Here is a 24255-nt window from a genome sequence, read left to right as displayed (position 1 = left end):
CCGTCGCAGACAGGACAGGTGAAGCCCTCCGGCCAACGCAGCAGCTCCAAATACTCCACGCAGGCGTCATCGTTCGGGAACCAGTCCCGGAACTCCTGCACCGTGCGCGGGTAGTCGACTCCGCCTAGCGGCCGTTCTTTGCTCACACCCGAAATCGTACTGCACTCAAGCAGATATGCAGATGACGGAAGCGGGGATCATGCCGGCTGCACGATTCGGTGGCCGCCGGCCCGCGGGCGGGCGAGCGCGGGCGCGATGAACCAAGGTCGGCCTTCGCCGGCGGGATGAATGAGGTCCACCGCCCGGCGTGCCGCCTCGGGGGCGCCCGCTTCGGTGTCGATGCAGGCCGCCTCGGGCCACGGATCCGCGTCCGCGACCATCTCCCGCGCGACCGCCTCGTCGGCGTCGGAGGGACCGCTGCGTCCGACCATCCGCTGGGCGGCCACTCCGGCCTCCACCTTGCAGCACAGCGTCGTGAGCTGGCTGTGGGTGCGCGTGGCGATCTTGGCCGCGGCCGCGCGCTCTGTCGCGCTCGACCACCTGGCGTCCAGCACCACGGACTCCCCGCGTCCCAGCAGCAGCTCGGCCCGGCCGAGCAGTTCGGCGTACACCGCGGCCGTGTGGGCCGGGGTGTAGAGGCCGTCCCGATAGGTGGCCGGAGCGCGCTCGAGCGGGTTCAGGCCGGCGATCTCCTTGCGGATCCGGTCACTGCTGAGCAGGACGTGGCCGAGTTCATCGGCGATGCGCCCCGCGAGCGTGGTCTTCCCGGTACCGGGCAGCCCGCCCACGAGCACCAGCCGGACGGCGCCGGCGCCCAGGTGTCGGCGGGTGATCCCGATCAGCGCGTGGGCCTGCTCGCGAAGTTGGGCGTCCGGGTCGCCCTGCTCGGCGCGCAGGCAGCACACCTTCGCGCGGACGAAGGCGCGGTAGGCGAGGTAATGATGGACCAGCGAGGGCGGAGCGGGGTCGTTGGAGTACTCGCGATACCAGCCCAGCAGCCGGGCCGTGAGTCCGGGCGCACCGAGGCGCTCGAGATCCATTGCCAGGCAGGCGATGTCGTCGATGCGGTCCACGTAGCGCAGGCGGTCGTCGAACTCCAGGCAGTCCAGGATCCCCGGGCCGTCGGGCAGGCAGAAGATGTCGTCGGCCAGCAGGTCACCGTGCCCGTCCACGATCCGGCCCTCGGCCACCCGGTCGCTCAGCAGCGGCTCGCGTCCGGCCAGGAACGCCTCGGCCTCCCGTCCGATCGCGGTGAGATCGGTGGGGTCGAGGACCGCACCCCCGAAGCGCTCCATTTCGTCCAGGTTCGCGGTCCAGCGGGCCTGCAGCGCCTCGCGGCTGCCCTCGGCCGCGACCTCGGCCAGATGCTCATCGGCATCCTGGCGGGGAGTGCGCTCGTGGAACGAAGCGACCAGTCGGGCGACCTGGCGGATCTCGTCCTCGACGTCGGCGCCCGACTGCACCAGCGCGGCGAGCCGGCGCTCCGCCGGCATGCGGCGCATCAGCACGACCGGTTCGCCCGCACCGGTCAGGCCCTCGGCCGCGGGCATCGTGCCGACGCCGAGATAGACATCAGGGGCCAACCGGCGGTTCAGGTCGACCTCGCGGCGGCAGGCCTCGGCGCGCAACGCGAGGGTGCTGAAGTCGCAGAAGCCGAACGCCACCGGCTTCTTGGTCTTGTAGGCGTGCTCGCCGAGCAGGATCACCACGCCGGTGTGCGTCTCCCGCACGGCGGCGTAGGGGGTCGGCATCGGGGTCGGCATCGGGGTCGGCACTGCGGTCATGAGGTGTCGACCGTGTCCTCGGCGACGGAGACGTTGTTGTGAATGCCGTGCACGCCCGGGATGCAGCCGATTGCGCGTTCGGCGGCCTGGCGCTGGTACTGCCAGCGCAGGGACCCGTTCAGGGTGACGACCTGGTTCTTCACCAGCACCTGGATCGAACCTTCCGGCACGTCGAAGGCCTCGGCGAGGGTGCGGTTCGCGGTGCGGGCGATGGTGGTGTCGTCGGACTCGGGCGTGCCTCGCACCGAGATCTCCTCGGCGACCGCCGTGACGCCACGGACCCCGAGCACCGCCTGCTCCGCGCTGTACCGCTCGCGGTAGCTGTCCACCCGGCCGGTCAGGGTGACGACACCAGCGGTGACGGCGACGCCGATGTGATCGACGTTCCCGCCGCCCAGCCGGGAGAGCTCATCGATGACGTCGATCTTCAGGTCGTGGTCCGAACGCTGGGTGAAGGTCATGTTTCTCATGCTGCGTTCGCTACGCCGGTCCGGGCAGAGCAGAAGGTCCCCGCCTACGCGGCGAGATCCCCGATCACCTCGATCTCCAGCCCGTGCACGTGCAGGGTGCCGTCATCGGCGAGCGCGACGGAGCGCGCGTCGCCGAGCAACGCACGCAGGTCGTCGTTTGCACTGCCCACCCGGACGTGGCGGGCGACGGAGGCTCCATCGGCCACCATCGCCAGCCTGCGGCCTGCCGGGGGTGCACACCCGAGGTCAAAGTCCCTGTCGGTCGGAATTCAGCCCGTACCGGGACCTTTGGCTCTGCCCGCAACAGCCGCGCAGCGCGAACGTGGCGCTCAGGGTTGGGCTGTCGCTGAGAAAAGGGGACACCATGGAGACCATGGTTCAGAATGTGCGCGTCTTCCTGCTCGACGATCACGAGGTCGTGCGGCGTGGACTGAGCGAGTTGCTCTCCACCGAGGACGGCATCGAGGTCGTCGGTGACTCCGGCTCAGCGCCCGAGGCAACTCGCCGCATTCCAGCTCTGCGCCCGGATGTCGCGGTCCTCGATGCGCGACTGCCCGACGGGAACGGCATCGACGTGTGCCGAGAGATCCGCTCGGTCGACCCCACCATCAAGGTGATCATCCTGACCTCCTACGACGACGAGGAAGCCCTGCTTTCGGCGATCCTGGCCGGCGCGTCCGGCTACGTTCTCAAGGAGGTGCGGGGCGCGGCCCTCGTCGACGGCATCCGCCGGGTCGCACGGGGTGAGTCCCTGCTCCAGGCGGACGACGTCGAGCGCGTGCTGAAACGCCTGCAGGCCGGACCTCGGGACATCGAGGAGCTGCGCCGCTTGACCGAGCAGGAGCACCGGATCCTCGAGCTCATCGCGCAGGGAATGACGAACCGTCAGATCGCGGAGGCGATGAAGCTGGCGGAGAAGACGGTCAAGAACTATGTGTCCAACGTGCTGTCCAAGCTGGGCATGCAGAGCCGTACCCAGGCGGCCCTTTTCGCCTCCCGGCTGCTCGCGGTCAATCCCCACCGCTAGGTCCCGGGCCCCGCGGCGCATAGCCTTGGTCACGGACGGAGGTGCCGTGTGACGTTGTCACCGGACGGGTCGGCAGACCTGCGCGATGCCCTGACCCGGCTGCATCCCGACGATCTGCTCGGAGAGCTCAGGGTCCGCCTGGATTCGGTGACGGACAGCCGAGACCGGGTGCACCGTCTCCTGGAAGCCGTGCTCGCGGTCGGGAGCGACCTGAACCTCGAGGCAGTCCTGCACCGCATCGTCGAGGTCGCCATGCACCTGGCCGACGCCACCTACGGCGCGCTCGGCGTGGTCGACGGCCAGGGTGGTCTGTCCGCCTTCATCACCATCGGCATCGACGAGCAGACTCGCGCCGAGATCGGAGCGCTCCCCCAGGGCAAGGGCCTGCTCGGAGAGCTGATCAACTACCCGGCGGCGCTTCGCCTCACCAGCATCGCCGAGCACCCGGCCTCTTCCGGTTTCCCGCCCAACCATCCGCCGATGCGCTCCTTCCTCGGTGTCCCGGTCCGTGTGCGCAACGAGGTGTGGGGCAACCTCTACCTCACCGAGCGCCGCGACGGCCGCTCCTTCGACGCCGAGGACGAGCGCATCGTGGTCGCCCTGGCGGCGGCCGCCGGCGTCGCCATCAGCAATGCCCGTCTCTACGCCGAAGGGCTGCGGCGCGAGCAACTGCTCTCGGCGACCTCGCAGACCATCCGGAGCCTGCTTTCTGGCGCCACCTCCGACGACGTGCTCCGCCTCGTCGCGGACCTGGCGAAGGATATCGCCGGTACGGACCTGGTGGCCGTGCTGCTGCCGCGGACGGACGGTTCGCTGCGCGTCGAGCTGGCGGTCGGGGACGGCGCCGAGCAGCTGTACGGCGCCGAGGCGCCGGCGGGCGCGTCCCTGGCGCACCTGGCATTCCAGACCGGGCTTCCGGCGATCACCGAGGGCTTGGCCGACGACCCGCGCAGCTCGGGGGAATGGACGCAGCGGCTTCCCGGCGGCGCCTACCTGGCGACGCCGATGGGTGCACCCGGTGCCGTGTGGGGAGTGCTCGGCCTGTGGCGCCACGAGGGCTCCCCGCCGTTTCCCCCCGAGACGGTCGAGGTCATCGTCTCCTTCGCGCTGCAGGCGGCCGTCGCCCTCGAGCTGGCCGAGCGGCGGAACGACGCAGTGCGCCTGGACGCCCTCGAGGATCGCGAGGAGATCGCGCGGGACCTGCACGACCTGGTGATCCAGCGCCTGTTCGCGACCGGCATGGCTCTGGAAGGCGCGGTCCGCCTGGTCAACAATCCCGACGTGAGCGAGCGCATCGTGCGGGCCGTTGACAGCCTCGACGAGACGATCAAGGACATTCGGTCGGCGATCTTCGCGCTGCACTCGCGGGCACCCGGAGCGAACGGGCCGATGCTCCGCGGGCGGATCCTGGCCGAGGTCCAGTCCTCCGCCGAGATGTTGGGCTTCACGCCGACCCTGCGGATGGAGGGCCTGCTCGACACCCGGGTCCCCGAGGACCACGCCGACCAACTCGTGGCTGCCCTGCGCGAGGCGCTCACCAACGTGGCGCGCCACGCCCAGGCCAAGCGCGTGGAGGTGTCGGTGGGAGTCAACGGCGATGTGGTGCTGCTGGTCGTGGACGACGGAGTCGGGCTTCCGGTCGACCGCCGCGACAGCGGGTTGCGCAACCTGGCCGAACGCGCGCGGCTGCTGGGCGGGGCACTGCTGCTGGAGTCCGGGCGTGACGGTGGCACGAGGGTGCGTTGGTCGGCGCCACTCGCGCGCTGACTGCAGCTGCCGGGGCGCCGGGCAGGGTATTTCGGCCCTTGGCCGCACCGGGCGCGGGGCCCAGAGTCAAGGCATGATCCGTCATCCTGGGTTCGGGCCCGCGGTCTGGTCGGACCGCATGCGGAAACCCCACCGCCGGCTCGACGTGCTCGACCGGGCGGAATGTCTCGCGCTGCTGGGCTCCGTTCGGCTGGGGCGGGTGGCGTACAACGCCCACGGCGCACCGCGGGTCGAGGTGGTGAACTTCCTCCTCGACGGCGATGGAGCCGTCATCCGGATGGGCATCGGGAGCAGGTCGGCCGCTGTGGGCCGGGGTGGTCACTTCGCCCTGGAGGCCGACCGGCTCGATGAGACCGGCGACATCGGTTGGAACGTCACGGCGATCGGACCGGTCAGGTGGGTGAGTGACCCGGCCGAGTTCCGGCGCCTCGACCGGCTGCTGATCTCCTCGGCTCCCGGAGACCGTTCACACCTCGCGCGAATCTCCTTCGCCCAGGTCTTCGGTCGGCGGCTGCGTGCCGTGGCGTACGACGGCTGACCGCGGTGATCTACTCCGAATCTGACCGCGCGCTCGACCTGCGCTGGTGGGCGGCGGCGAATTACCTGACGGTCGCTCAGATCTACCTGCAGGCGAACCCGTTGCTGCACGAGCGCCCCTCACCGCGGCGGACATCAAGCCTCGACTGCTCGGCCACTGGGGGACCAGCCCCGGGTTGTCGATGATCTACACGTTTCGCCGCCCAGGGCTGGGACCCCGTCGTGGTCGCCGGGGACGACCCGCCCGCTGTCTTCGCCGCGCTGGTCGGCGCGCACGGGCGGATCACCGCCCGCCAACGCCTGGCCCGCGCCGGCACTCCGGACGAGGTCCCTGGCGGCTGGCCGGCGATCGTCCTCCGCACTCCCAAGGGCTGGACCGGGCCTGACGTCGTCGACGGCGTGCAGATCGCCGGGACGGCGCGTTCGCATCAGGTGCCGCTGTCGCAGGTCCGGGAGAACCCAGCCCACCTCGCGCGGCTCGAAGCGTGGCTCCGCTCCTACCAGCCCGAGGAGCAGTTCGACGCCCGCGGCCGGCTCGTGCCGGAACTGGCCGCCCTCGCCCCGTCCGGTGAGAAGCGGATGTCGGCGTCGGCGTACGCGAACGGCGGACGGCTGCTCGTGGCGCTGAAGCTGCCCGAGCTCAAGGATTACGCGCTGGAGATCGACGTCCCCGGACAGCGCCGGCACGAGACCACCCGCCCCCTCGGCGAATGGCTGCGCGAGGTCTACGCCGCGTCCATCCGCGACGAGGACGGCGGCGGCAACTTCCGGCTGTTCTGCCCGGACGAGACCGCGAGCAACCGGCTCGGCGCAGTCTTCGAGGTCACCGACCGGTGCAGTCAGCTCTCCGTGCTCGGCACCGACGAGAGCCTGGGTCCCCGGAGCGCGGAGCGGAACTGGCCGAGCACGCTCGCGCGATGCTCGCGCGTCACCACGACCACATCCGTGCGCACCTGGAGGACCTACCGGAGATCCGGGACTGGGTCTGGCGGACTTGAGCACGCGCACCGTGCTGGCCCTCAACCCCGGGTCTGCCTCTTTCAACTGCGGCCCGGTCCGGGACCGGATCTGCGCCCAACTGCTCGCGCTGCGCGGCGGCGATTCCGTGCCCGCCTCCGATGACCAGGTACGGCGGCTGTCGACCACCGGCCTGCGCGTCCTCGTGGTGCCCGCGGACGAGGAGGGCGTCCTCGACCGTGCCGCCCGTCAGCTGCTTTCTCGCGCCTCGGACGGGACGTGTGCCGCGGGCGGCCGGCGCTGACGGACGAGATGTCGCGTTTGCACGGGGGATTCCGGTTTGCGATCGGGGTCAAGGGCCTCGACGTCGATCGTCTGCGGCCCTACTCTGGGGCGCAGTGGTGCGAAGCGCCACTAGTTGCTCCGGACCCCGGTGACGCGATCGTCTCGAACGATCCCCGGCCGGAGATCCCATGTCGAACCCACCTTTGAAGGTCCGCGAATCGGCCCCGAGTTCTGGCCATGGTGCGGCGCGGGTCCCCGGCGTTGCGGTGAACTGGACCTCCAGCGGTCCCGTCAGCCCAGGGTCCTTGCAGCTGCAGCTCTCCCTGGCGGTGACGACGGCCGGCGACCGAGGCACCCGGGCCTCGCTGGTGGCCAGCGGCGAGATTGACATCGCCTCGGCCAGGCAGTTGCACGCGGCCGCTCTGGCCGTCGTTGCGACGGCGAACCCGCGCCCCGAGGAACCGGTCACGTTGGTTCTGGACTGGGAACAGGTCAAATTCCTGGACTCCAGCGGCGTGCACCTTCTCCAGGACATCCACGCAGAGGGACTCGAACGCGGCTGGGGGCTGGAGTTGATACTTCCTTCCGCGCCCGCTCCCACGCGCCTCCTACGCTTCGCCGCGGACCTGGGGTGGTTCCCCAGGCAGCTGATACCTCAGCTCCCTGCGCAGTCGCGCCCTACGTCGTCCGACAGCTCACTGATCACGTCAGTGGCGTGATGACGCTATCGCCGGCTCCCGCCGTGGTTGCCGGCTACGACGGTTCCCCGACAGCCAAGGCCGCCCTGCTGTTCGCGGCCGGTCAGGCCGCGCTTCGGGGCAGGGCGCTGCGGATCGTCTACGCGCGGGAGACCAGCGTTGCGCTCCCGCAGCCCAGTGCGGTGGGGCTCACGCGCGAGGCCCTCTGGCTGGTCCAGCGCTCCTCCCCCGGACTCAGGTTGGGCATCGGGTGTGCACAGGCGCCGCCGCTCGCGTCCTGAGACGGACGCGGGGAATTCTTACGGCACGCAGAGATGTGGACGCCTATGTCGCTTTTGCCTGAATGCGCGTACGGTGCGCGTAGCGGAATGCCTCCGGCCCCCGGGCTCACCGATCTTCCGATTGGAGCTAGGGGGCCTGGCCATGTGGGTTCTTGTCCACGTCACCGACTCGGTTCGTCCAACGGACGCCTTCGTGACCTACCCACCCTCGCCGGCTGATCGGGGGACCGTCGCGGCCGCAGAGGGGATGGCCGCGCCGGCCGGAAAAGCACTCCACGAAGGCACTGCATTTGGGCAACGGACCGACGAGGTCGCCCGGCGCCGGCACCGGAAAGCGCACCGCCAGCGACTTATCTCGCTGGCGCTCCGAAAGCGTGCCTGACCGCCGGTTGCACCTTGACCCCGGCGGCCGGGCAGGCGAGGCTGTGGCGACTCGTCTCTGGACCCCGGACGAGTTCCGAGAGCACGATCGATCGCGGCCGCCAGCCTCACGCCTCTGCGCGGCTGGCCTCCACCACCGTGGCCAGCGCGGAACGAACGCGCGCGAACTCGTCCTCCAAGCGACGACCCAGGAGCACGAGGTCGGGCTCGACAGCCTCCGTGCGGGCCATCGACTCGGCGGAGGAGAGCAGACGGCTGAGTTGAGCTGCGCCGAAGAATGCTGTTGTCGACTTCAAATGGTGGGCCGCTCGGGCCACGTCCTGCGCTCGGCCGGCCGCGATCGCGGCACCGAGGCCGGCCAGGTGCTCGGTGCAGTCGCTCAGGAAGTCCTCCACCAGCCCGGACATGGCCTCGCTACCGGTGCCGAGCCTCTCGAAGAGGCTGTGCAACTCGGTCAGGTTCACCGCGCCCGTGTTCTGGCGGGCCGGTACCCCCGCCAGCACGGCGCGTAGGGTGCTCTCGCGTACCGGCTTGGCGAGGTAGTCGTCCATGCCCGCGGCCGTGCAGGCCTCCTGATCGGCGGCCAGTGCGCCGGCGGTCATGGCGACGATCCTGGGCGGCCCGTCGGCGAAGGTGAGCTGACGGATCGCCCGGGTCGCCTCCAGCCCGTCCATCTCCGGCATCTGAACGTCCATCAGAATCAGGTCGTACGGCTGCGCCTTCAGAGCCGCCACCGCTTCGAGGCCGTTGCCGGCCACGTCGACCGCCGCCTGGCCCAGGTTTCGCAGGAGAAGGCGGGCCACCTTCTGGTTCACGGCGTTGTCTTCCACCAACAGGATTCGCAGTCCGATCGGCAGCGCCGGCTCCGGCCGGTGGGGGGCGGCCTGCGAGGGAATCCCACTCGGCGTCCTGAGCGCGCGGAACAGTGCGTCCCGCAGGGCCCGGAGACGGACGGGCTTGCTGATGGTGGCGGTGAAAGCCCGCCGGTCGATACCGGCCAGGCCCTCCCCGACCCGGGTGATGGCGATCAGCGGCATGCTTCGCAGGCCCGGCGATCGCCGCAGCTCCTCCGTCGCGGTGAGGGCATGCGCCGCCGCGCTCTGGTCGATCAGTGCGACATCCCACCGCGTCCCGTTTGCGCGGAGCGCGTGGGCCTGCGCAACGTCCGTGATGGCCTGACACTGCATGCCCCACGAGCTGAGCTGCTCGATCAGGGTGGAACGGAGCATGCCGTCGGGCAGGACGACCAGGACCGAACGGGATCGCAGCGAGGGCAGGGCCGCGCCGCCGGCGGTGTCGTCCGACCCCTGCGCGTCCGCGCGACCGACGCGGACGGTGCAGGTGAACGTAGAACCGTTGCCGGGCTCGCTGCGCACCGAGATCTCGCCGTCCATGGCCGCCGCAAGGCGACGACTGATCGCCAGGCCTAGCCCGGTGCCGCCGTAGAGCCGTGTGGTGGAGGCATCGACCTGGCTGAAGGCGGCGAAGAGCCGTTCGATCGCGTCCGCGGGGATTCCGATGCCCGTGTCCGACACCGCGAGGTGGAGGGTCACGTCATCCGGGCCGGGGCCTGTTTCGGCGCGTAGCCGTACCGCGACATGGCCGCTGACCGTGAACTTCACCGCGTTCGAGAGCAGGTTGACCACGATCTGCCGCAGACGGGTGGCATCGCCGAGCACCTGCGGTGGGCAGGAGGAGTCGGCGGTGCTCACGAGCTCCAGGCCTTTGAGCGCCGCCGTGCTCGCGACCAGTTCGACCGCTGTGTCGAGCACTTCCAGGACGTCGAACGGCGCGGTCTCCATGCGCAGCTCGCCGGCCTGGATCTTCGAGTAGTCGAGGATGTCGTTGATGATGTCCAGCAGCGCCTCGCCGCTGGCGCGCACCGACTCCGCGAGGTCGCGCTGCTCGTCCGAGAGCGTCGAGTCGAGCATCAGTCCGGTGAACCCGATCACCGCGTTCAGCGGCGTGCGGATCTCATGGCTCATCGTCGCGAGGAACGTGGACGACGCGGCCGCGGCCGCGAGCGCTGCGTCTCTGGCCGCCGCCACCTCCGCAACCGCCTCCGCGAGCTCGGCGGCGCGCTCGTCGACCTTCTGCTCGAGGGTGCGGGTCAGCTCCTCGATCTCGGCGAATCCCTGGGCGTTCTCCAGTGCCGCCCCGGCCAGGGCCGCAATGAACTCAGCCAGCCGTACCTCATCCGCTCCGAAGAGGCCACCGACGCGGCGGTGGTCGGTGTAGAGGCAGGCCACGGGGCGGCCATGCACTTGGATCGGCACGCACAGAACCGAACGGATCCCGGCAAGGACGACGCTCTCGCTCGAGTCGGTGGTCGCCTCCTGGTCCAGGACGACAGGTCGGCCCTCGGCGAGCGCTCGTCCGGCGACGGCCCGGCTGAACTCTCCCGGGGCGTGCCCGGCGACCGGGACCAGCTCACCGCCCGGCCCCTCCGGTGCCTCCAGGACCAGGCAACGCTCCCCGCGCAGCAGCGTCGAGGCGGCGTCGCGGACCGCGACGTAGACGGCTCCGCGGGACAGCGCCGAGGCGATCTGGCGGCCGGCTTCGAGGATCGCGTCGAACCGTTCGATGAGCGACGGGGTGACCGTCTCTGCCTCGCCCTGCTGCCACTCCTGCTCAGCGAGGGTCGTGCGGGCGGCGCGGAGATCCTGGGCGGCTCCGGGCCATCCCAGCTCGACGCCGATCGTTGCGCGGACCAGCATCGACTGGGCGTGCTCGTGGCGCATTCCCCGTTGCTCCGCGGCCGTGAGGCTGCGGCCGAGGAGCCGTCGGGCGCGCCGCGGACGACCGCGCATCGCCGCGATCAGCCCGGCTTCCCGCAGGGCGTGCGGAAGGTTGTTGCGGTACGAGCGACCCAACCGCCGGGCCTTGCGGGCGGCGCGCGCTGCTCGACGCAGCAGCGCCTTGCGCCGTCCCGGCAAGCTCGCGGGGATGCTTTCCGCGTGCACGCGCAGCGCGGTGGTGAGCCAGGGCCAGATGGGAGCCACGTACTCCTGGCGGAGGCCCGCCGCCGTCACCATCGCCGCCGCCTTCTCGAGAACCGCGGCAGCGGCGGCCGGGTCGCCTTCGGCCAGCAGGCCGAGTGCTTGCGCCTGAAGCACTTCCGCCCTGGTGTGCACGTCGTGGGTCGGTCGCGCCAGTTCGGCCTCCACCAGTTCGCGCGGAGCGCGCCCGCCCGATGCCTTCGCCCAGGCGCCGAGGGCGATTCCGCGGGCCTGGGCGTCGCCGATCTCGGCTCCGGAGTGATAGACACTGCGCGCGATCTCCGCCGCGCCTCGAAGGTCGCCGAGCCGGTACAGGGAGAACGCGAGGTGCCACCTGGCGGTGTTGACCTCCCAACGGTCACCCGTGCGATCGAGCAGACGGACGGCTTCGCGGCACCGCCCGATGCACTCCTCGAAGCGGGAAGCGCCGTAGAGCACCACTCCGAGAAAGTGCAGCGACTGACCCTGTCCCCAGACGTCGCCGAGGTCGCGCCGGATCTTCAACGACCGCTCGCTGTAGCGAACGCCCCGCTCGAACAGGGGGATGAGCGTCATCACCGGGGCGTGCTCGGAATAGGCCTGAGCGAGCTCGGGGGAGGGCGGGTACCGCTCGGCGAGGTTCATGCCGCGCAGATGGGTCCACAGCGTGGGGAGCGAACCCCGGGAGAACCAGTAGGTGTGTGCCATCCGGCTGTGGATCCGGATGGCCACGAATTCCGCTTCGGTGCCCTCGGAACGGCGGGCCAGGAACGCGCGGGGCAGGAGCGTGTGCAGGAGCTGAACCACCAACTCCTTCATCGCCGCGAGGAAGAACGCCCTAGGGCTGGAGGGGACGCGATGGCCCAGCGAGCGCAGCGCGCTTTCCAGCGCCGTGTTCGCCGGCTCGAGCTCGCCGCGCTTGAAGGCCAGCTCACCGAGCTTTCCCTCCAGCCGCGCAGTCGAAATGGCATGCTCGGCCAGGTCCCGGGCCATCTCGTAGTGCTCTCGTGCGGGTTCGTAGAGCCCACGAAGCATCAGGACGTCGCCCAGGCCTTCGGCGATAGCGAGCCGAGTGGTGACGGCCGCGGCCGGCGCACCTCGTTCGGCGATCTCGTACTGCTGTTGGGCCGCCTGCAGGGCGTGCTGCGTGCGTGCACGTTCGGCGGCCCGCAGGGCGTAGGGCAGGGCTCGGTCGGGCTCGCCGGCGGCGTCGAAGTGGAACGCGAGGTCGAAGTTGCTTTCCGTCTGCCGCTCTTCCAGGCGCTCCGCGGCGAGCCGGTGCAGCCGACGCCGCTCTGTGGGCGTGAGCAGCTCGAGGAAGGTCTCACGGAGCTTGTCGTGGACGAATGCGCACCGGCCGGACCGGATCCAGATGATGTGACGTCGCCGGGTCTCGTCGAGCCCGTTGAAGGCCTCCGCCGGCTGTTGGCCGGCGAGCTCCGCGGCCAGCTCCGGGTCGAATTCCTTTCCGAGCACCGCCCCGACAGACAGCAGCTCGCGCGCAGCTGGCGGGAGCAGGCCGATCCGCCGGGAGAGGAAGGCAGCAGCACGTTGGGACGCGCGGACGTCGGCGAGCGCTTCGGGGTCCGTACTCCAACCGGCTGCCTCCCGGACGAGCGCGCCGGATTCCACGAGTCCACGGAGCACGGCCGCCGCCATGAACGGAATCCCGTCGGAGAGGCGGATCAGGATCTCCGCTGCCTCGGGGGGCAACGGCCCAGCCATCGACTCGGCGAGCTGGACCACCTGCTCGGCACCCAGTGGTGCGAGCTCGAGCCGCTCGGCCGTGAGCCGCCGCAGCGGATGACCGGCTTCGACCTCCTCGGTCCGGAACGCGACCACCACCAGGGTGTGCCGGGCCGCGCGTCCGGCCTGTTGTTGCCAGTGCAGTAGGACCTTGAGGCTGAGGTCGTCCGCCCACTGGCCGTCGTCGAGCAGGAGAACGGCCGGCCGCGTGTCGGATCCGATCGCGTCGAGCAGCGCCGCGATGGCCTCGATGGTGCGGGTCTCCGCGAAGGCTTCCGGACCGGGCGTCTCCTCGCCCTGGCCGAGCACCTCGCGCAGTTCCGGCAGCGCAGCGCACAGCGCGTCCCGCCGCTCGCCCAGGCGCCGGCGGAGCCCGTCGGCGAACGCCGGGTCGGTCTGTGCCTGTCCGAGAAGTTCCGCGGCCACGGCGCGCAGCACTTCGTACGGCCGCTGGGCGCCCTGGTCCACACCCTGACCGCGGTAGATGCGCGCCCCGCTCGCGGCCGCACGCAAGGTGAACTCCTCGAGAAGCCGGCTCTTGCCGCCGCCGGAGTCCGCTTCCACCAGCACCGCGCCGCCGGTACCGGCCCGGGCAAGGGCCACCTGGCTCAGCAGCGCCTGCATTTCCACGTCCCGGTGGACGAAGGCGGGCTCGGCCAGCGTGCGCCGGCGGTCGCGCGCGCCGACCACGATCCGCGGTTCCGCTTCGCCCCGAGCCAACGCTGCCGTGATGGTGAGGACGTCGGCGAGCGCCGCGTCCGCCGACTGGTAGCGGTCGTCAGGGTCCGGCGCGAGCAGACGCCCCAGAACCTGCTCGACCGCCCGGGGGACCTCGAGGTTCATGCTGGCGAAGTCCGCGAGCGGGGTGGACAGGTGCAGGCGCAACACCTCACCGAGCGTGGCTCCTGGATAGAGGGGTCGTCCGGCGAGGCACTCGAAGAGGACCGTCCCCGCGGAGTAGAGGTCGGATCGCTCGTCCGGGCTCCGCTCGATCAGCCCCGCCTGCTCCGGCGACATGTACCGGACGCTGCCGGCCGGGACGTCCCTGGTCCCCGAGTGCAGCCACGCGGTGCGGGCGAGGCCCAGGTCGATCAGGGTCGCGCGTTCGAGCGGATCGCCTTCGCTGACGATGATGTTCGACGGTTTGACGTCGCGGTGCAGCACGCCTTGGTCGTGAGCGTCCCGCAGCGCCGCGAGCAACGAGCGGGCGAGTGTGAGGGTGTCGCCGAGCGGCAGGGGTCCGCGTTCCAGGCGATCCTGGAGGCTCGATCCTGGGATGAAGGGAGTGACGAGGCAGGCCAGGTCGCCGTCGCGGTCGAAGTCGAGCAGCGGCGCCACTGACGCGCTCTGCAGGTGGCGGAGTGCGGCCGCCTCGTGCTCAAGTCGGAGCCGGGCGGCGGGAAGCAGCCGTGACACCCGGGCTGTCTTGACCACGACCTGGGCACCGCTCGCCAGGTCCTCCGCGAGGACCGTGCGAACGGGGTGAGCGTCCTTGAGTACGCGCACCACGCGGTAGCGCCCGAGCAGAACCTCCGGGGGCAGGGTGGGATCAGGCGTCACCGATCACCCCCCGGACTCTCCCTTCACGGAGTTGTCGGCGCCTCTTCGCTCCGACTTGAGGGTCGACGCCGGACCGTTCGGTCAACCTCCGACGAGAGCTGAGTGCGCAGCGGCAGTGATACCGGGGGCGGCGCATCGCGAGTGGGTTCCCGCCCGCCGTTCGCGACGATGACGGCGATGTGCGGCAGCACGACTGCGACGCCGAGAAGCATCCAGCGCCACGGAGAAGGAGTGACGACCGCGGCGAGGAAACACAGGGTCCGCACGCCCATGAACAGGACGTAACGTCGTTGCCGGGCACGAATGTCCGCGGTCAAGCTGTCGCGAACACCGGTGACGCTATGGACCGGCTCGTGCTTTCGGCTCCTCGTCTTCATGAGGCAACTGTAGTGACGTAATCGCTTCAAAAGCGCGCCAGGGCTGTGATCAGATCGGCACCCCTTGGCCGGCCGCCACCTATCGGTACACGCCGGCTCGGGCGAGACGTCGGCGGCGCTTGAGGGTCCACCCAGTCAGGAGTCCCAGCAACGTGGCCGTCACCAGACCGCCGGTCATGGCCGACCAGCCGAGCGGGACCCCGCCGACGAGCAGATCCTGCGCATCGGCGCCGCTCGAAGCGGGGGGCGCCTCGTTCGTACTCACCCCGATCGCCGGATCGGCGTCGACGTCGCTGACAACGGCGGCCGACAGCGGCTCCACCAACTGCCCGACCGGCTCGATCCGCCCGGCGTTCGCGAACCCGTACTCCAGGAGTGCGGCGGCGTCGCTGGTGATCCGCCCGCCCGGGGTGAACATCAGGGTGGCCACGATTGTGCGACCGTCGCGTTCGGCCGCGGCGATCATCGTGTTCTGCGCCTTGGTCGTGTAGCCCATCTTGACGCCGATGGCGCCGGGGAAGTCGTTCAGCATCAGGCGGTTCTCGGTGCGGACGTACATCGTCTCGTCCGTGAACGGGGAGTCGGCCGGGACCGAGAGCGCATGGAAGGAGTGCCGGATGGTGCTGATGTAGTGGCGGAGATCGCCGCGGGAGAGCGCCGCCCGGCCCCACAGCGCGAGGTCGTACGCGGAGGCGAACTGCCCGTCCGCGTCCAGCCCGCTCGGGGTCACCACGGTCGTGTCGTTGGCCTGCAGGCGGCGCGCCTCGGCCTGCATCATCGCCAGCCCGCGCTCCAGCGTCCCGCCACCGGCCTTGGCCAGTGCGGTGGCGGCGTCGTTGCCGGACTTCAACAAGAGGGCGTACCAGAGATCGTCGACGCGGTAGGTGTGCCCGGGCCACAGGCCCACCCGGGTGCCTTCCTGCTCGGCGTCCTCCCGGTCGGCGACGTAGGTGTCGGTCACGTCCACGCGCGGTGCCATGGTCAGCGCCAGCAGCGTCTTGAGCGTGCTCGCCGGTCGCAGTTTGCGGTGCGGGTCGCGCGCTGCGAGCACCTCACCGGTGTCCGCGTCGGCGAGCACCCACGCGGCGGCGCTCGTGGCGGGCAGTGCCGGCGCCCCGGGGGCGGTGACGAAGCCGGTCTCGGCCAGGCGCGGACCACCGACCACCGACCCGGCGTCGGTCGTGCTGGGTGTCGACGTGCTGGTCGAGGCACCCGGGATCGGTTCGGGTGTGCTCGCCATCGCGGTCGCCGGCAGCAGTGCCCCGATGACGACGCCGAACACCGCGACTGTCCGATGACGCATCCGCCCTGCCCTGCCCCCTGTCGCCCTGAAGCGACGCCCCCTGCGGAGGTCCGGCGCGGATGCGCTCCCCCTGTCACGCGAATTTAAGCGGCGCGGAAGCGTCGGCGCGGGGCTTTGGACTGATCGTGGAAGTCCCGACGCGACCGCAAGCAGACAAAAGGGGATCCGCAGCCCCTTTGGGTGGAGGAGCCGCGGGCGAACCGTGGGCTGGAACGTCATCGCCCGCAGCGGAGAAAGTGGTCCATAACGGGGTAGCACTCGGCGCGAGGGGGTCTTCCCATGCGCTCGAACACATCACACCGCCGGTGGGGCGCCGGCCGATTCGTCGGCGGCGCCGTCATGGTCGGCCTGCTGATCGCGATCCTGATCGCGCCCATCGCCGCCGCGATCACCACCGCGACGCGCTCGGGCGCAGCGGCGCTGACCGAGACCATCCCCACGACCTTCCTCGCCCCGGACCTACCGGCCCGGTCCACGGTGCTCGCCTCCGACGGCTCCGAGCTGGCAACCTTCTTCCGCCAAGATCGGGAGGAAGTCCGCTTGGACCAGGTGGCCGCGGTATTCAAAGATGCGGTGCTGGCCACCGAGGACGCTCGCTTCTACAACCATGGCGCGGTCGACCTGGTCGGGATCCTGCGAGCGTTGGCGACCAACATCGCCGAAGGCGGCGTCGTGCAAGGTGGTTCGACGTTGACCCAGCAGTTCGTCAAGCAGTCCCTGGTGAGTCGTGCCAACGGCGCCGAGGCGGCCGAGACGGCGGCGACCGAGACAACGGTGTCTCGCAAGCTCCGCGAGATCGGCCTCGCCATTGCGGTCGAGGAGCGGCTGAGCAAGGACGAGATCTTCGAGCAGTACCTCAACCTCGTCTACTTCGGCAACAGTGCCTACGGCATCGAGATCGCGGCCCGCCGGTACTTCGCCACGACGGCCGCCGACCTGGCGCTGCCGCAGGCCGCATTGCTCGCCGGGCTGATCAAGGGTCCCAGCACGTTCGACCCGGTCCGGAACCCAGCAGCCGCCGCGGAACGGCGCTCCCTGGTGCTCCGGCGGATGGTCGCCGCCGGCTCCATCGACGAGGACCAAGCGAGCCAGGCCGACGGTTCCCCACTCGGATTGGACCTCACACCGCCGCTCAACGGGTGCGCGGTTGCCAGGCATCCGTATTTCTGCAGCTATGTGCTGGCCGAGATCCGCGCCACGGAGGGCCTCGGGGCGACCGCCGACGAACGGTTGGCCCGCCTGCTCGACGGCGGGCTGACGGTGCGCACGACCCTGGATCCCGTTGTCCAGGACGCCGCCGTCGCCGCGGTCAAGGACCACATCGGTGTGGACCACAAGATCGCCACCGCCATCGTCATGACCGAGCCGGGCACGGGGGCGGTGCGGGCGATTGCACAGAACCGACGCTGGGGCGAGGGCAAACGCGAGACCACGTTGAACTTCGCCTTGGACGAATCCCAGGGTGGAAGCGCGGGCTTCCAGGCCGGGTCGACCTTCAAACCGTTCGTGATGACGGCCGCACTCGATCAGGACACCAAGGCCTCTCTTTACCTCAACGCCCCCTCCGAGATCACCGTGGACGGATTCGAGAACTGCCGGACCGACGCGCCATTCGCTCCGTACACGGTGGGCAACTACGACGACAGCTCCTACGGCGCCATCGATATGAGTGCCGCCGCGGCCATGTCGGTGAACACCTACTTCGTTCAGCTCGCGGAGCGCACGGGCACCTGCGCACCGCCGAAGCTCGCCGAGTCGATGGGGCTGATGCGGGCCGACGGCGAGCCGCTCTCGCGGGTCCCCTCTTTCGTGCTCGGGGTCGACGAGGTCTCGCCGCTGCGGATGGCCGAGGCCTACGCCACCCTCGCCGCCGACGGGATGCATTGCGATTCCCATGCGATCACCTCGATCACCTCGATCGACGGCATCGAGATTGATCCTCCCAAGGTCAGATGCGAGCGGGCGATCGACGCCGACGTGGCCCACGAGGTAACGGGGTTGCTCGAAGACGTCATCAGCGGGGACAACGTCCGGCGCACCGGAGCGGCGATGGCGTTGGGGAACCGCCCGGCGGCGGGCAAGACCGGCACGACCAACAACGTCACCGCGGTCTGGTTCGCCGGCTACACCCGCGACCTCGCGGCCGCCGTCTGGGCTGGTTACCCCGGCTCGTCCAAACCCCTGCGCGACGTGACGATCCGCGGCGAGACCTACGCGGCGCTCTTCGGGGGCGCGCTGCCTGGCCCGATCTGGCGCGACGCGATGATCGATGCGCACAAGGGCGTGAAACCCCGGGAACTCGTCGCGCGAGACGAGCGGAGCTGAACGGTCTGACGCTGAGACCGCTCTGCGATATCCGTCAGTGTGGCAACCGCGGCTCCCACATCGTCGGCACCCCGGCACCCCCTTCGCAATGGGACGAGCTGTCCACGCGCTCGCGGCTCGCGAGAGGCTGCCCGCCTCCTGCGATCTGATCGCTGCTTCATGTGATCGGCGTCCGGCGTCCGGCTTCCGCCCGTGCGTCCGTCTAAGACCCAGCCCCAGGGGTAGGCCAGGCCCGTGGATGGACTGTCGGCGGCCGAGAAGGCCGAGGAGGTGGGCGACAGCGCCCCGGTCGAGGCGCTGGCCCGGCTGGGATTGATCGCGTACGGGGTCGTACATCTCCTCATCGGCTGGTCGGCGTTGGTGATCGCGTGGAGGCACTCGGGGCGCCCGGCGGACACCTCCGGTGCGATGAACACTCTCGCCGGACAGCCTTTCGGGCGGCTCCTGCTCGCCCTGGTGGCCACGGGGCTGGTGGCGCTCGCCGTGTGGCAGATCAGCGAGGCAATCTGGGGGTACCGCGACCGCACGGGCATGAAGCGGACCCGCAAGCAGATCAGCAGTACCGGCAAGGCCGCCTTCTACGCGGCGCTGGGGTACAGCGCCGCGTCCGTCGCCATCCGCGGGGGGGCCTCCAGTTCCCGTGCGCAGCAGGAGCGGACCTCGGGTGTGCTGGCGCTGCCGGGTGGCCAGACCTTGGTCGTTCTGGCGGGGCTGGTGACGATCGGGGTCGGCGTGTCCTCCCTGCGCCGGGGAGTGACCTGCTCCTTTAGCAAGGAGATCGACTCCTCGTCGATGTCACAGGCCGCGAGGGCAACGGTCACCCGGCTGGGGCAGGTCGGCCACATCGCCAAGGGGATCGCGCTCGGGGTGGTCGGCGCCGTGTTGATCTACGCCGCGTGGACCTTCGATCCGAAGGAGTCCCGGGGCCTGGACGGCGCGCTGCGCACGATCGCCGAGCAACCCTTCGGACGGGCCCTGCTCACGGCCGTGGCGATGGGGCTGATGGCCTTCGGCCTGTTCGCGATCGTGCAGTCGAGGTATCGACGGATGTGAGGTCTCGCCGCCCCGAGTGAGGTCGCCCGGGTCGGTCGGGAACCCTCTGCCGGCTGCCCACCCCGTCGCCGACGGCGTCAGCTCTGCGGGATCTGGAGTCGCGGCGCTGGGCAGCGGCGACCCACCCTGGGACCGGCCGGTCGCGGGGCCCCCGGGACTTACTGCCCTGCCCGGCAACGCTGCGCCGTGCGAGCCTCGCGGGCATGACCTGCAACGACCTACAGGTGAAGACCGTCCCGGTCCGGGTCGTGCCCGCTGCGGGCGCCCTGACAGGGGCGATGATCTCGGGCATCTTCGGCGTGGCCTGGACCCAATGGGGCGCCTCGGGAATCTCCGGCGCGGCCTCGGCGGCGATCCGGGTGGCGGGGATCGTGGTCGGGCTGGTGATTGTCATCTGGAGCGCCCGCCTCCGGCGGTCCGCTCCTCGCGAGGTAGGAGGCGGATCCCTGTTCTCCTCGCGCGCCTATCGGGTCGTCGTAGCGCTGGAGGTGACGGGTCTGGTCGGCGGGGCGATGCTCCTCGGTGCGGCTGGGCACAGCGAGTACGTCGTCGCCTGGTACGCCACCGCGGTGGGAGTTCACTTCCTCGCGTTCGGGCGACTCTTCGATGCCGTGTTCTACCGGTTGGGCGCGGCGCTGATCGCCGCCGGCCTGGCCGGGGCGGCGGTGGGCTTGGCCGGGGGTGGCGCCGGCGACATCAAGGCGACCTCCGGACTGCTCGCCGCGGTAAGCCTGTTCGCCGCCGGCGGCGTGACCCTGCTGCGGAACAGCGGGCCGCGGTAGTCCGCGCATCGCGTCAGTCCTGCGGAAGGGGGTCCGACCTGGATGGCGGCGCTGGCATGGCGCCTCCTCTATGCGAGGTCTGGATTCTGTGGTGGCCTTGATGGGCCGCAGCGTTGGCAGCGTTGCCAGTTGTCGGCGCTGGATCCGATGAAAGGTGCGCAGCATGACCGATCACGAGCTGTCAGAGCTGCGGGCACAGGCCTCGAACGGTGATCGAGATGCGGTCGCCCAGCTTGTCGAGCTCGCGGGCGAGCGGGGTGACTTGGGCGAGCTGCGCCGACTTGCCGACGAAGGCAGTACTGACGCGGTGGACCAGCTTGTCGAGCTCGCCGGCGAGCTGGGTGACATCGATGAGCTGCGACGCCTCGCTGTCAGCGGCAGCCGTGATGCGGCCGACGTATTGGCCGAGCTTGCTTCCGAGCAGGATGGCAGCCCGTAGCGGGGCTCCAACGGCTCCTCGAGCACCAATCCTGAGTGAACCGTGTTGAAAGTGACTGACCATCAGAATAGAAGGGGCCGGATGGCAGTCCAGGTGCTAACACCAAGTCGGCGCGACCATTCGTCAGATCTTGGTCGGAGAATCCACATTCAGCCGGAACCAGACGGTCTTGCCGGACGGATCCGTCTCGGTGCCCCAGGCCTCGCTGAGGAGATCGATCAAAGCGACTCCCCGCCCGCCCTCCCGGTCGAGGTCGGCCAGGTTTCCCAGAAGTGGCTGCCCGGGGCCGCCATCGCGGACCCGGACCTCCAGCGTTTGCGCTCCACCGCACCGGACCTCGAGCACGATCGGCGGTGCCCCGTGGCGGACGGCGTTGGTCACGAGTTCAGAGACCAGCAGTGCGGCGTCCTCGCACACCCGGCCGTCGTGGCAGTTGCAGTAGGACTCGTCGAGGAAGTCCCGGGCCGTCTTCCCGGCCTCCGGCGTACAACGAAGTTCGATGCGGCGCGGCGAGGTCAGGCACTCCACGAGATCTCCTTTTTCGGGCGACGCCGCCGCGGCCGCCGGCGACGTGACACCGTCGCGCGGCGCGCTCCTGCCGGATGGCCGAAGCCAAACCCTGTCTACCCGAATGCAGCCCGGGCAGACGTGGAAGCACTAACCCACGTGTGGGGGGAGACGCACCGGGCCTGCCTCCGCGGGGCGGGGTCGATCCTGGGGGTGCAGGCGGACGGCGATCAGTGCGACGTCGTCCGTCGTTCCCGCGTCGAGCAAGGCCTCGAGCACGCGGTCGCACAGCTGGTCCAGCGGCAGGTCCGCGAGCCGGGCCAGGTTCTCGCGCAGCAACGCCAGGCCGGCGTCGAGGTCTTGGCCACGTCGCTCGACCAGGCCGTCGGTGTAGAGCAGGACCGTAGACCCGCGGCGCAGCGCGACGGCGGTCTCGCCGCGCGCAGTCTGCGGGTCGAGCCCGAGCAGCAGGTCCGGATGGCCGGCGGACAGGACGGTGACATCGCCGTCGGGATCGAGGACCATCGGCGGCGGGTGCCCGGCGTTGGACCAGCGCAGCCAGGTGATGTCCTGCTCGCGCTCCTGCGGCGTCTGTTCCAGGCGGGCCACGACCGCGGTGGCCGTGGTGTTCACCGCCAGGCCGAGCATGGCGGCGTCCAGGTTCGACAGGACCTCGGCCGGCGCCGCGCCGGTGTGCCACGCGAGGGTGCGCAGCATGCTGCGCAGTTGCCCCATGGCCCCGGCGGCTGCGGTGTCGTGGCCCATCACGTCACCGATGACCAGCACGGTGGCCCCATCGGGTTGCAGGAAGGAATCGAACCAGTCGCCACCGACTGAGGCGATCTCGGCCGCGGGGACGTAGCGGACGGTGATTTGGCAGTGATCGGGCTCCGGCGGTTCGGTGAGCAGGCTGCGCTGCAGGCCTTCGGCCAGGCTGTGCTGAGCGGCGTACAGGCGGGCGTTCTCCAGGGCCAACCCGGCCCGGTCCGCCACGTCCTGGGCGACCGCGAGCTCGTCGGCCGACATCGGAGGGCGGTCGGCGCCGCGGGCCAGCCCGAGGAAGCCGACGACTCGCCCGCGGGCCGCCATCGGCAGTCGCGCGGACGACACGGGGGCCAGGGCGGTCAGGGCGGCTTTCGCCTGGGGAGAGTTCAAGGTGCGCAGCACGTAATCGGTGGTGCCGGCGGGCAGGATCAACTGCTGCGGGCTGTGGCAGGTGTGGGGCCCGAACTCGGCATGGGTGCGGCCGGTGAAGCGGTCGCGCATGTACGCCTCCAATGCCGGCCTCATGGCCGGGTCGACGTGGTGGCCCGCCACGTTGCGGTGCGTCTCCCCCTCGACGAGGGAGACGACGCACCAGTCGCCCAGCAGCGGCACCACCATCTCGGCGAGCCGGGTCACCGCGGTGGTGACATCCCGGCCGGCAGCCGTCAGCTCCACGCTGACCCCGGAGAGGAGCACCAGTCGCTCGGTGGCTTGCCGGGCCAGGTCCTGAGCGAGATGACGGACCGTCACGTCAAAAAAATATAGTGACAACCCGGCCGAGGTGGGCGCGGCCGGCTGAACTCGAAGGGCGGGAACGAGATATCCTTCCGGGCCTCCGGCCCCACTGCGGACCAGTCGTAGGAGAGCGTCACCTTGGTCTCGTCCGGGCCGGCGGGCGTGAGGTCGTAGCGCCAGATCCAGCCGCCGAACTGGAGCTCACCGCTGCCGGTGGCGTCGTAACCCGGCTGCCAGGAGATGGCGCGGGGCGGGTCGAAGGACTCCACGCGATTGCCGATCTCGTAGTTGCCGTCCGGGTGGTTCTTGTGGAACATGCCCATGCGGAAGATCTGGCCGCTGCGGGTCAGGGGATCGCCGTCGACCGGCTTGCACACCCAGCCGGTGCCGTCGATCGCGGCGTGTTTCGCGGGATCCGCGAGCACCGCGAACACGTTCTCCGTCGACGCCTTGATCGTGGTGGTTGCGCGAAGAACCTCTTCAGTCATGCCCAGCATCCCTTCGGTCCGCACCCTTCGAGCGGACACCTGCCCGCCCCGACATCACTTCAGACTGCGCGGACGCGCAGAACTCATCGGGAGGTTCCGTTTCGCTGGGAGGACGGGCTCGACGCGAGAACGCTTTCCTGGAGTCGAACTCGTGGGCCGAGTTCGGCGAGTGGCATCTCGGGCTCGTCGACGGAGCGACGGACGAGACGAAGGGCCGGTACGGACTCGACAACACGCGGGCGTAGGGCCGTCCCGGACCTGCTCGCGCCGGAACACAGCCGAACGGTTTGGCCCGAGGCGCTTGGGGCAGTGGCGAAAAACTGCTCGTGGGTGTCAGACCTGACTCGGGTCCAGCGCGGACGCCTCTGGTTCCCACCTCTCGGCGCTCGCTGATCGAGACATGTGAGACACGATGCCCGTTTTCCTCATAGTCGTCCTGGTGCTGGCCCTGATCGCTCTGGTGGCAATGCTCGTCGTTCGGTCCCGCGCCTCTCGAACCCCTAACCCTCGCAGCAAGCAACGAGCCAAGCGGGAAAGTGCCGAGGTCCAGGACGACGCGTGGCCGGCAGAGGTCGTGCCGGTCAGTGGGGACGCAGGCGATGACGCGCCGCGGATGCCGATGGGCGACCTGCCGCCGCGCCCGAGTCGTCGCCGTAAGTAGGACAGTCACGGGAGCCGGATCGGCTCGCGCTGTTATCCGCCCGCAGCTGACGCGGAGTCAGAGCGGCTGGCCGTGCTTTCGGCGAGGGCCTGCTGATCGGCGACCCAGGCATCGATGTCGCCCCACAGCTCGTCCAGCCAACGCCTGCACCCGGCCTCGTCGGCCACCGCGGGACGCGCCTCGTTCCACCACACCATGTGCAGCTCGCGGCGCAGCGGCAGGGCCCGCCACAGTGCGCCGGCCTCGAGGAGGTCGTCGTGGCCCGTGTGCATGAACACCGCCACCTGCGCGTGCGGCGCGGCGGTCAGGGCCGCGAACGTGCCGCCGGGTCGCGGCGGCAGGACGTGGG

21 protein-coding genes and 2 pseudogenes are annotated in these 24255 nt (G+C 70.4%); 12 read left to right on the top strand and 11 right to left on the bottom strand.

Translation table 11 applies throughout. The features are described from left to right. From H0X00_RS06480 to H0X00_RS06465, 4 genes are all read right to left on the bottom strand, one after another. Positions 1–146, bottom strand: a 146-nt coding sequence (locus tag H0X00_RS06480; protein ID WP_293768249.1) for a transposase, incomplete at its 3' end; no start/stop codon positions are given. A gap of 51 nt (positions 147–197) precedes the next feature. Beyond that, positions 198–1784 (bottom strand): bifunctional aminoglycoside phosphotransferase/ATP-binding protein, encoded by a 1587-nt coding sequence (locus H0X00_RS06475; protein WP_293768246.1) that lies wholly within the window; start codon positions 1782–1784, stop codon positions 198–200. Continuing rightward, positions 1781–2245, bottom strand: coding sequence for a BON domain-containing protein (locus tag H0X00_RS06470; protein ID WP_293768243.1), 465 nt, complete (start codon positions 2243–2245; stop codon positions 1781–1783). Before H0X00_RS06470 ends, H0X00_RS06475 begins: the two co-directional genes overlap by 4 nt. A 53-nt stretch (positions 2246–2298) precedes the next feature. Then, a complete protein-coding gene (locus H0X00_RS06465; RefSeq protein ID WP_293768240.1) occupies positions 2299–2460 on the bottom strand; it encodes a hypothetical protein in 162 nt (53 codons plus the stop codon). Between the two features lie 158 nt (positions 2461–2618). Here H0X00_RS06465 and H0X00_RS06460 point away from each other — a divergent pair, with 158 nt between their 5' ends. The 7 genes and pseudogenes from H0X00_RS06460 to H0X00_RS06430 all read left to right on the top strand — a co-directional run bounded on the left by H0X00_RS06460 (position 2619) and on the right by H0X00_RS06430 (position 7806). Further along, complete coding sequence (locus H0X00_RS06460; protein WP_293768238.1) at positions 2619–3281, top strand: response regulator transcription factor; 663 nt, start codon at positions 2619–2621, stop codon at positions 3279–3281. Between the two features lie 48 nt (positions 3282–3329). Next, positions 3330–5048: a GAF domain-containing protein gene (locus H0X00_RS06455; protein ID WP_293768236.1), complete on the top strand. Its 1719-nt coding sequence runs from the start codon at positions 3330–3332 to the stop codon at positions 5046–5048. Positions 5049–5166: 118 nt separating this feature from the next. Beyond that, the gene (locus H0X00_RS06450; protein ID WP_293768234.1) at positions 5167–5586 is read left to right on the top strand and encodes a pyridoxamine 5'-phosphate oxidase family protein; all 420 of its coding nucleotides are present in this window, start codon (positions 5167–5169) and stop codon (positions 5584–5586) included. Beyond that, positions 5583–6458 (top strand): annotated as a pseudogene (locus H0X00_RS06445) (hypothetical protein); the annotation flags it as partial. The gene H0X00_RS06450 and the pseudogene H0X00_RS06445, both read left to right, overlap by 4 nt. A 232-nt stretch (positions 6459–6690) precedes the next feature. After that, positions 6691–6846: a hypothetical protein gene (locus tag H0X00_RS06440; RefSeq protein ID WP_293768230.1), complete on the top strand. Its 156-nt coding sequence runs from the start codon at positions 6691–6693 to the stop codon at positions 6844–6846. A 286-nt stretch (positions 6847–7132) separates the two neighbouring features. Further along, positions 7133–7546 carry an STAS domain-containing protein gene (locus H0X00_RS06435; RefSeq protein ID WP_293768227.1) on the top strand — a complete coding sequence of 138 codons (414 nt, stop codon included), beginning with the start codon at positions 7133–7135 and terminating at the stop codon, positions 7544–7546. Continuing rightward, positions 7546–7806 carry a universal stress protein gene (locus H0X00_RS06430; RefSeq protein WP_293768225.1) on the top strand — a complete coding sequence of 87 codons (261 nt, stop codon included), beginning with the start codon at positions 7546–7548 and terminating at the stop codon, positions 7804–7806. The genes H0X00_RS06435 and H0X00_RS06430 overlap by 1 nt, the downstream gene beginning before the upstream one ends. Positions 7807–8294: 488 nt before the next feature. Here the strand turns inward: H0X00_RS06430 and H0X00_RS06425 are convergent, their stop codons facing one another. From H0X00_RS06425 to H0X00_RS06415, 3 genes are all read right to left on the bottom strand, one after another. Beyond that, on the bottom strand, positions 8295–14471 hold the full coding sequence (locus H0X00_RS06425) for an ATP-binding protein (RefSeq protein ID WP_293768223.1): 6177 nt from the start codon (positions 14469–14471) through the stop codon (positions 8295–8297). Positions 14472–14494: 23 nt separating this feature from the next. Beyond that, positions 14495–14848: a DUF3099 domain-containing protein gene (locus H0X00_RS06420; RefSeq protein ID WP_293768221.1), complete on the bottom strand. Its 354-nt coding sequence runs from the start codon at positions 14846–14848 to the stop codon at positions 14495–14497. 79 nt (positions 14849–14927) lie between these two features. After that, on the bottom strand, positions 14928–16151 hold the full coding sequence (locus H0X00_RS06415) for a D-alanyl-D-alanine carboxypeptidase (protein WP_293768218.1): 1224 nt from the start codon (positions 16149–16151) through the stop codon (positions 14928–14930). 279 nt (positions 16152–16430) lie between these two features. Between H0X00_RS06415 and H0X00_RS06410 the strand changes: the two genes are divergently transcribed. From H0X00_RS06410 to H0X00_RS06395, 4 genes are all read left to right on the top strand, one after another. Next, positions 16431–18476 (top strand): transglycosylase domain-containing protein, encoded by a 2046-nt coding sequence (locus tag H0X00_RS06410; RefSeq protein ID WP_293768216.1) that lies wholly within the window; start codon positions 16431–16433, stop codon positions 18474–18476. A gap of 234 nt (positions 18477–18710) precedes the next feature. After that, the gene (locus H0X00_RS06405) at positions 18711–19529 is read left to right on the top strand and encodes a DUF1206 domain-containing protein (RefSeq protein ID WP_293768213.1); all 819 of its coding nucleotides are present in this window, start codon (positions 18711–18713) and stop codon (positions 19527–19529) included. A 203-nt stretch (positions 19530–19732) separates the two neighbouring features. After that, on the top strand, positions 19733–20311 hold the full coding sequence (locus H0X00_RS06400) for a hypothetical protein (protein ID WP_293768210.1): 579 nt from the start codon (positions 19733–19735) through the stop codon (positions 20309–20311). A 163-nt stretch (positions 20312–20474) separates the two neighbouring features. Further along, the gene (locus tag H0X00_RS06395) at positions 20475–20750 is read left to right on the top strand and encodes a hypothetical protein (protein ID WP_293768208.1); all 276 of its coding nucleotides are present in this window, start codon (positions 20475–20477) and stop codon (positions 20748–20750) included. Positions 20751–20873: 123 nt separating this feature from the next. Here H0X00_RS06395 and H0X00_RS06390 read toward each other — a convergent pair whose 3' ends face one another. The 3 genes from H0X00_RS06390 to H0X00_RS06380 all read right to left on the bottom strand — a co-directional run bounded on the left by H0X00_RS06390 (position 20874) and on the right by H0X00_RS06380 (position 23245). Then, positions 20874–21278, bottom strand: a complete 405-nt coding sequence (locus H0X00_RS06390; protein WP_293768205.1) for an ATP-binding protein — start codon at positions 21276–21278, stop codon at positions 20874–20876. A gap of 129 nt (positions 21279–21407) precedes the next feature. Next, positions 21408–22772 (bottom strand): PP2C family protein-serine/threonine phosphatase, encoded by a 1365-nt coding sequence (locus tag H0X00_RS06385; RefSeq protein WP_293768203.1) that lies wholly within the window; start codon positions 22770–22772, stop codon positions 21408–21410. Then, positions 22769–23245, bottom strand: coding sequence for an SRPBCC family protein (locus H0X00_RS06380; RefSeq protein ID WP_293768201.1), 477 nt, complete (start codon positions 23243–23245; stop codon positions 22769–22771). The genes H0X00_RS06385 and H0X00_RS06380 overlap by 4 nt, the downstream gene beginning before the upstream one ends. Positions 23246–23657: 412 nt before the next feature. Between H0X00_RS06380 and H0X00_RS06375 the strand changes: the two genes are divergently transcribed. Continuing rightward, positions 23658–23906: a hypothetical protein gene (locus tag H0X00_RS06375; RefSeq protein WP_293768198.1), complete on the top strand. Its 249-nt coding sequence runs from the start codon at positions 23658–23660 to the stop codon at positions 23904–23906. Between the two features lie 32 nt (positions 23907–23938). Here the strand turns inward: H0X00_RS06375 and H0X00_RS06370 are convergent. After that, positions 23939–24255 (bottom strand): annotated as a pseudogene (locus H0X00_RS06370) (glycerol acyltransferase); the annotation flags it as partial.

It is taken from the genome of Sporichthya sp. (assembly GCF_013815995.1).
In the GTDB taxonomy this organism is placed as follows: domain Bacteria; phylum Actinomycetota; class Actinomycetes; order Sporichthyales; family Sporichthyaceae; genus Sporichthya.
This window is presented reverse-complemented; position numbering and strand designations above follow the sequence as displayed.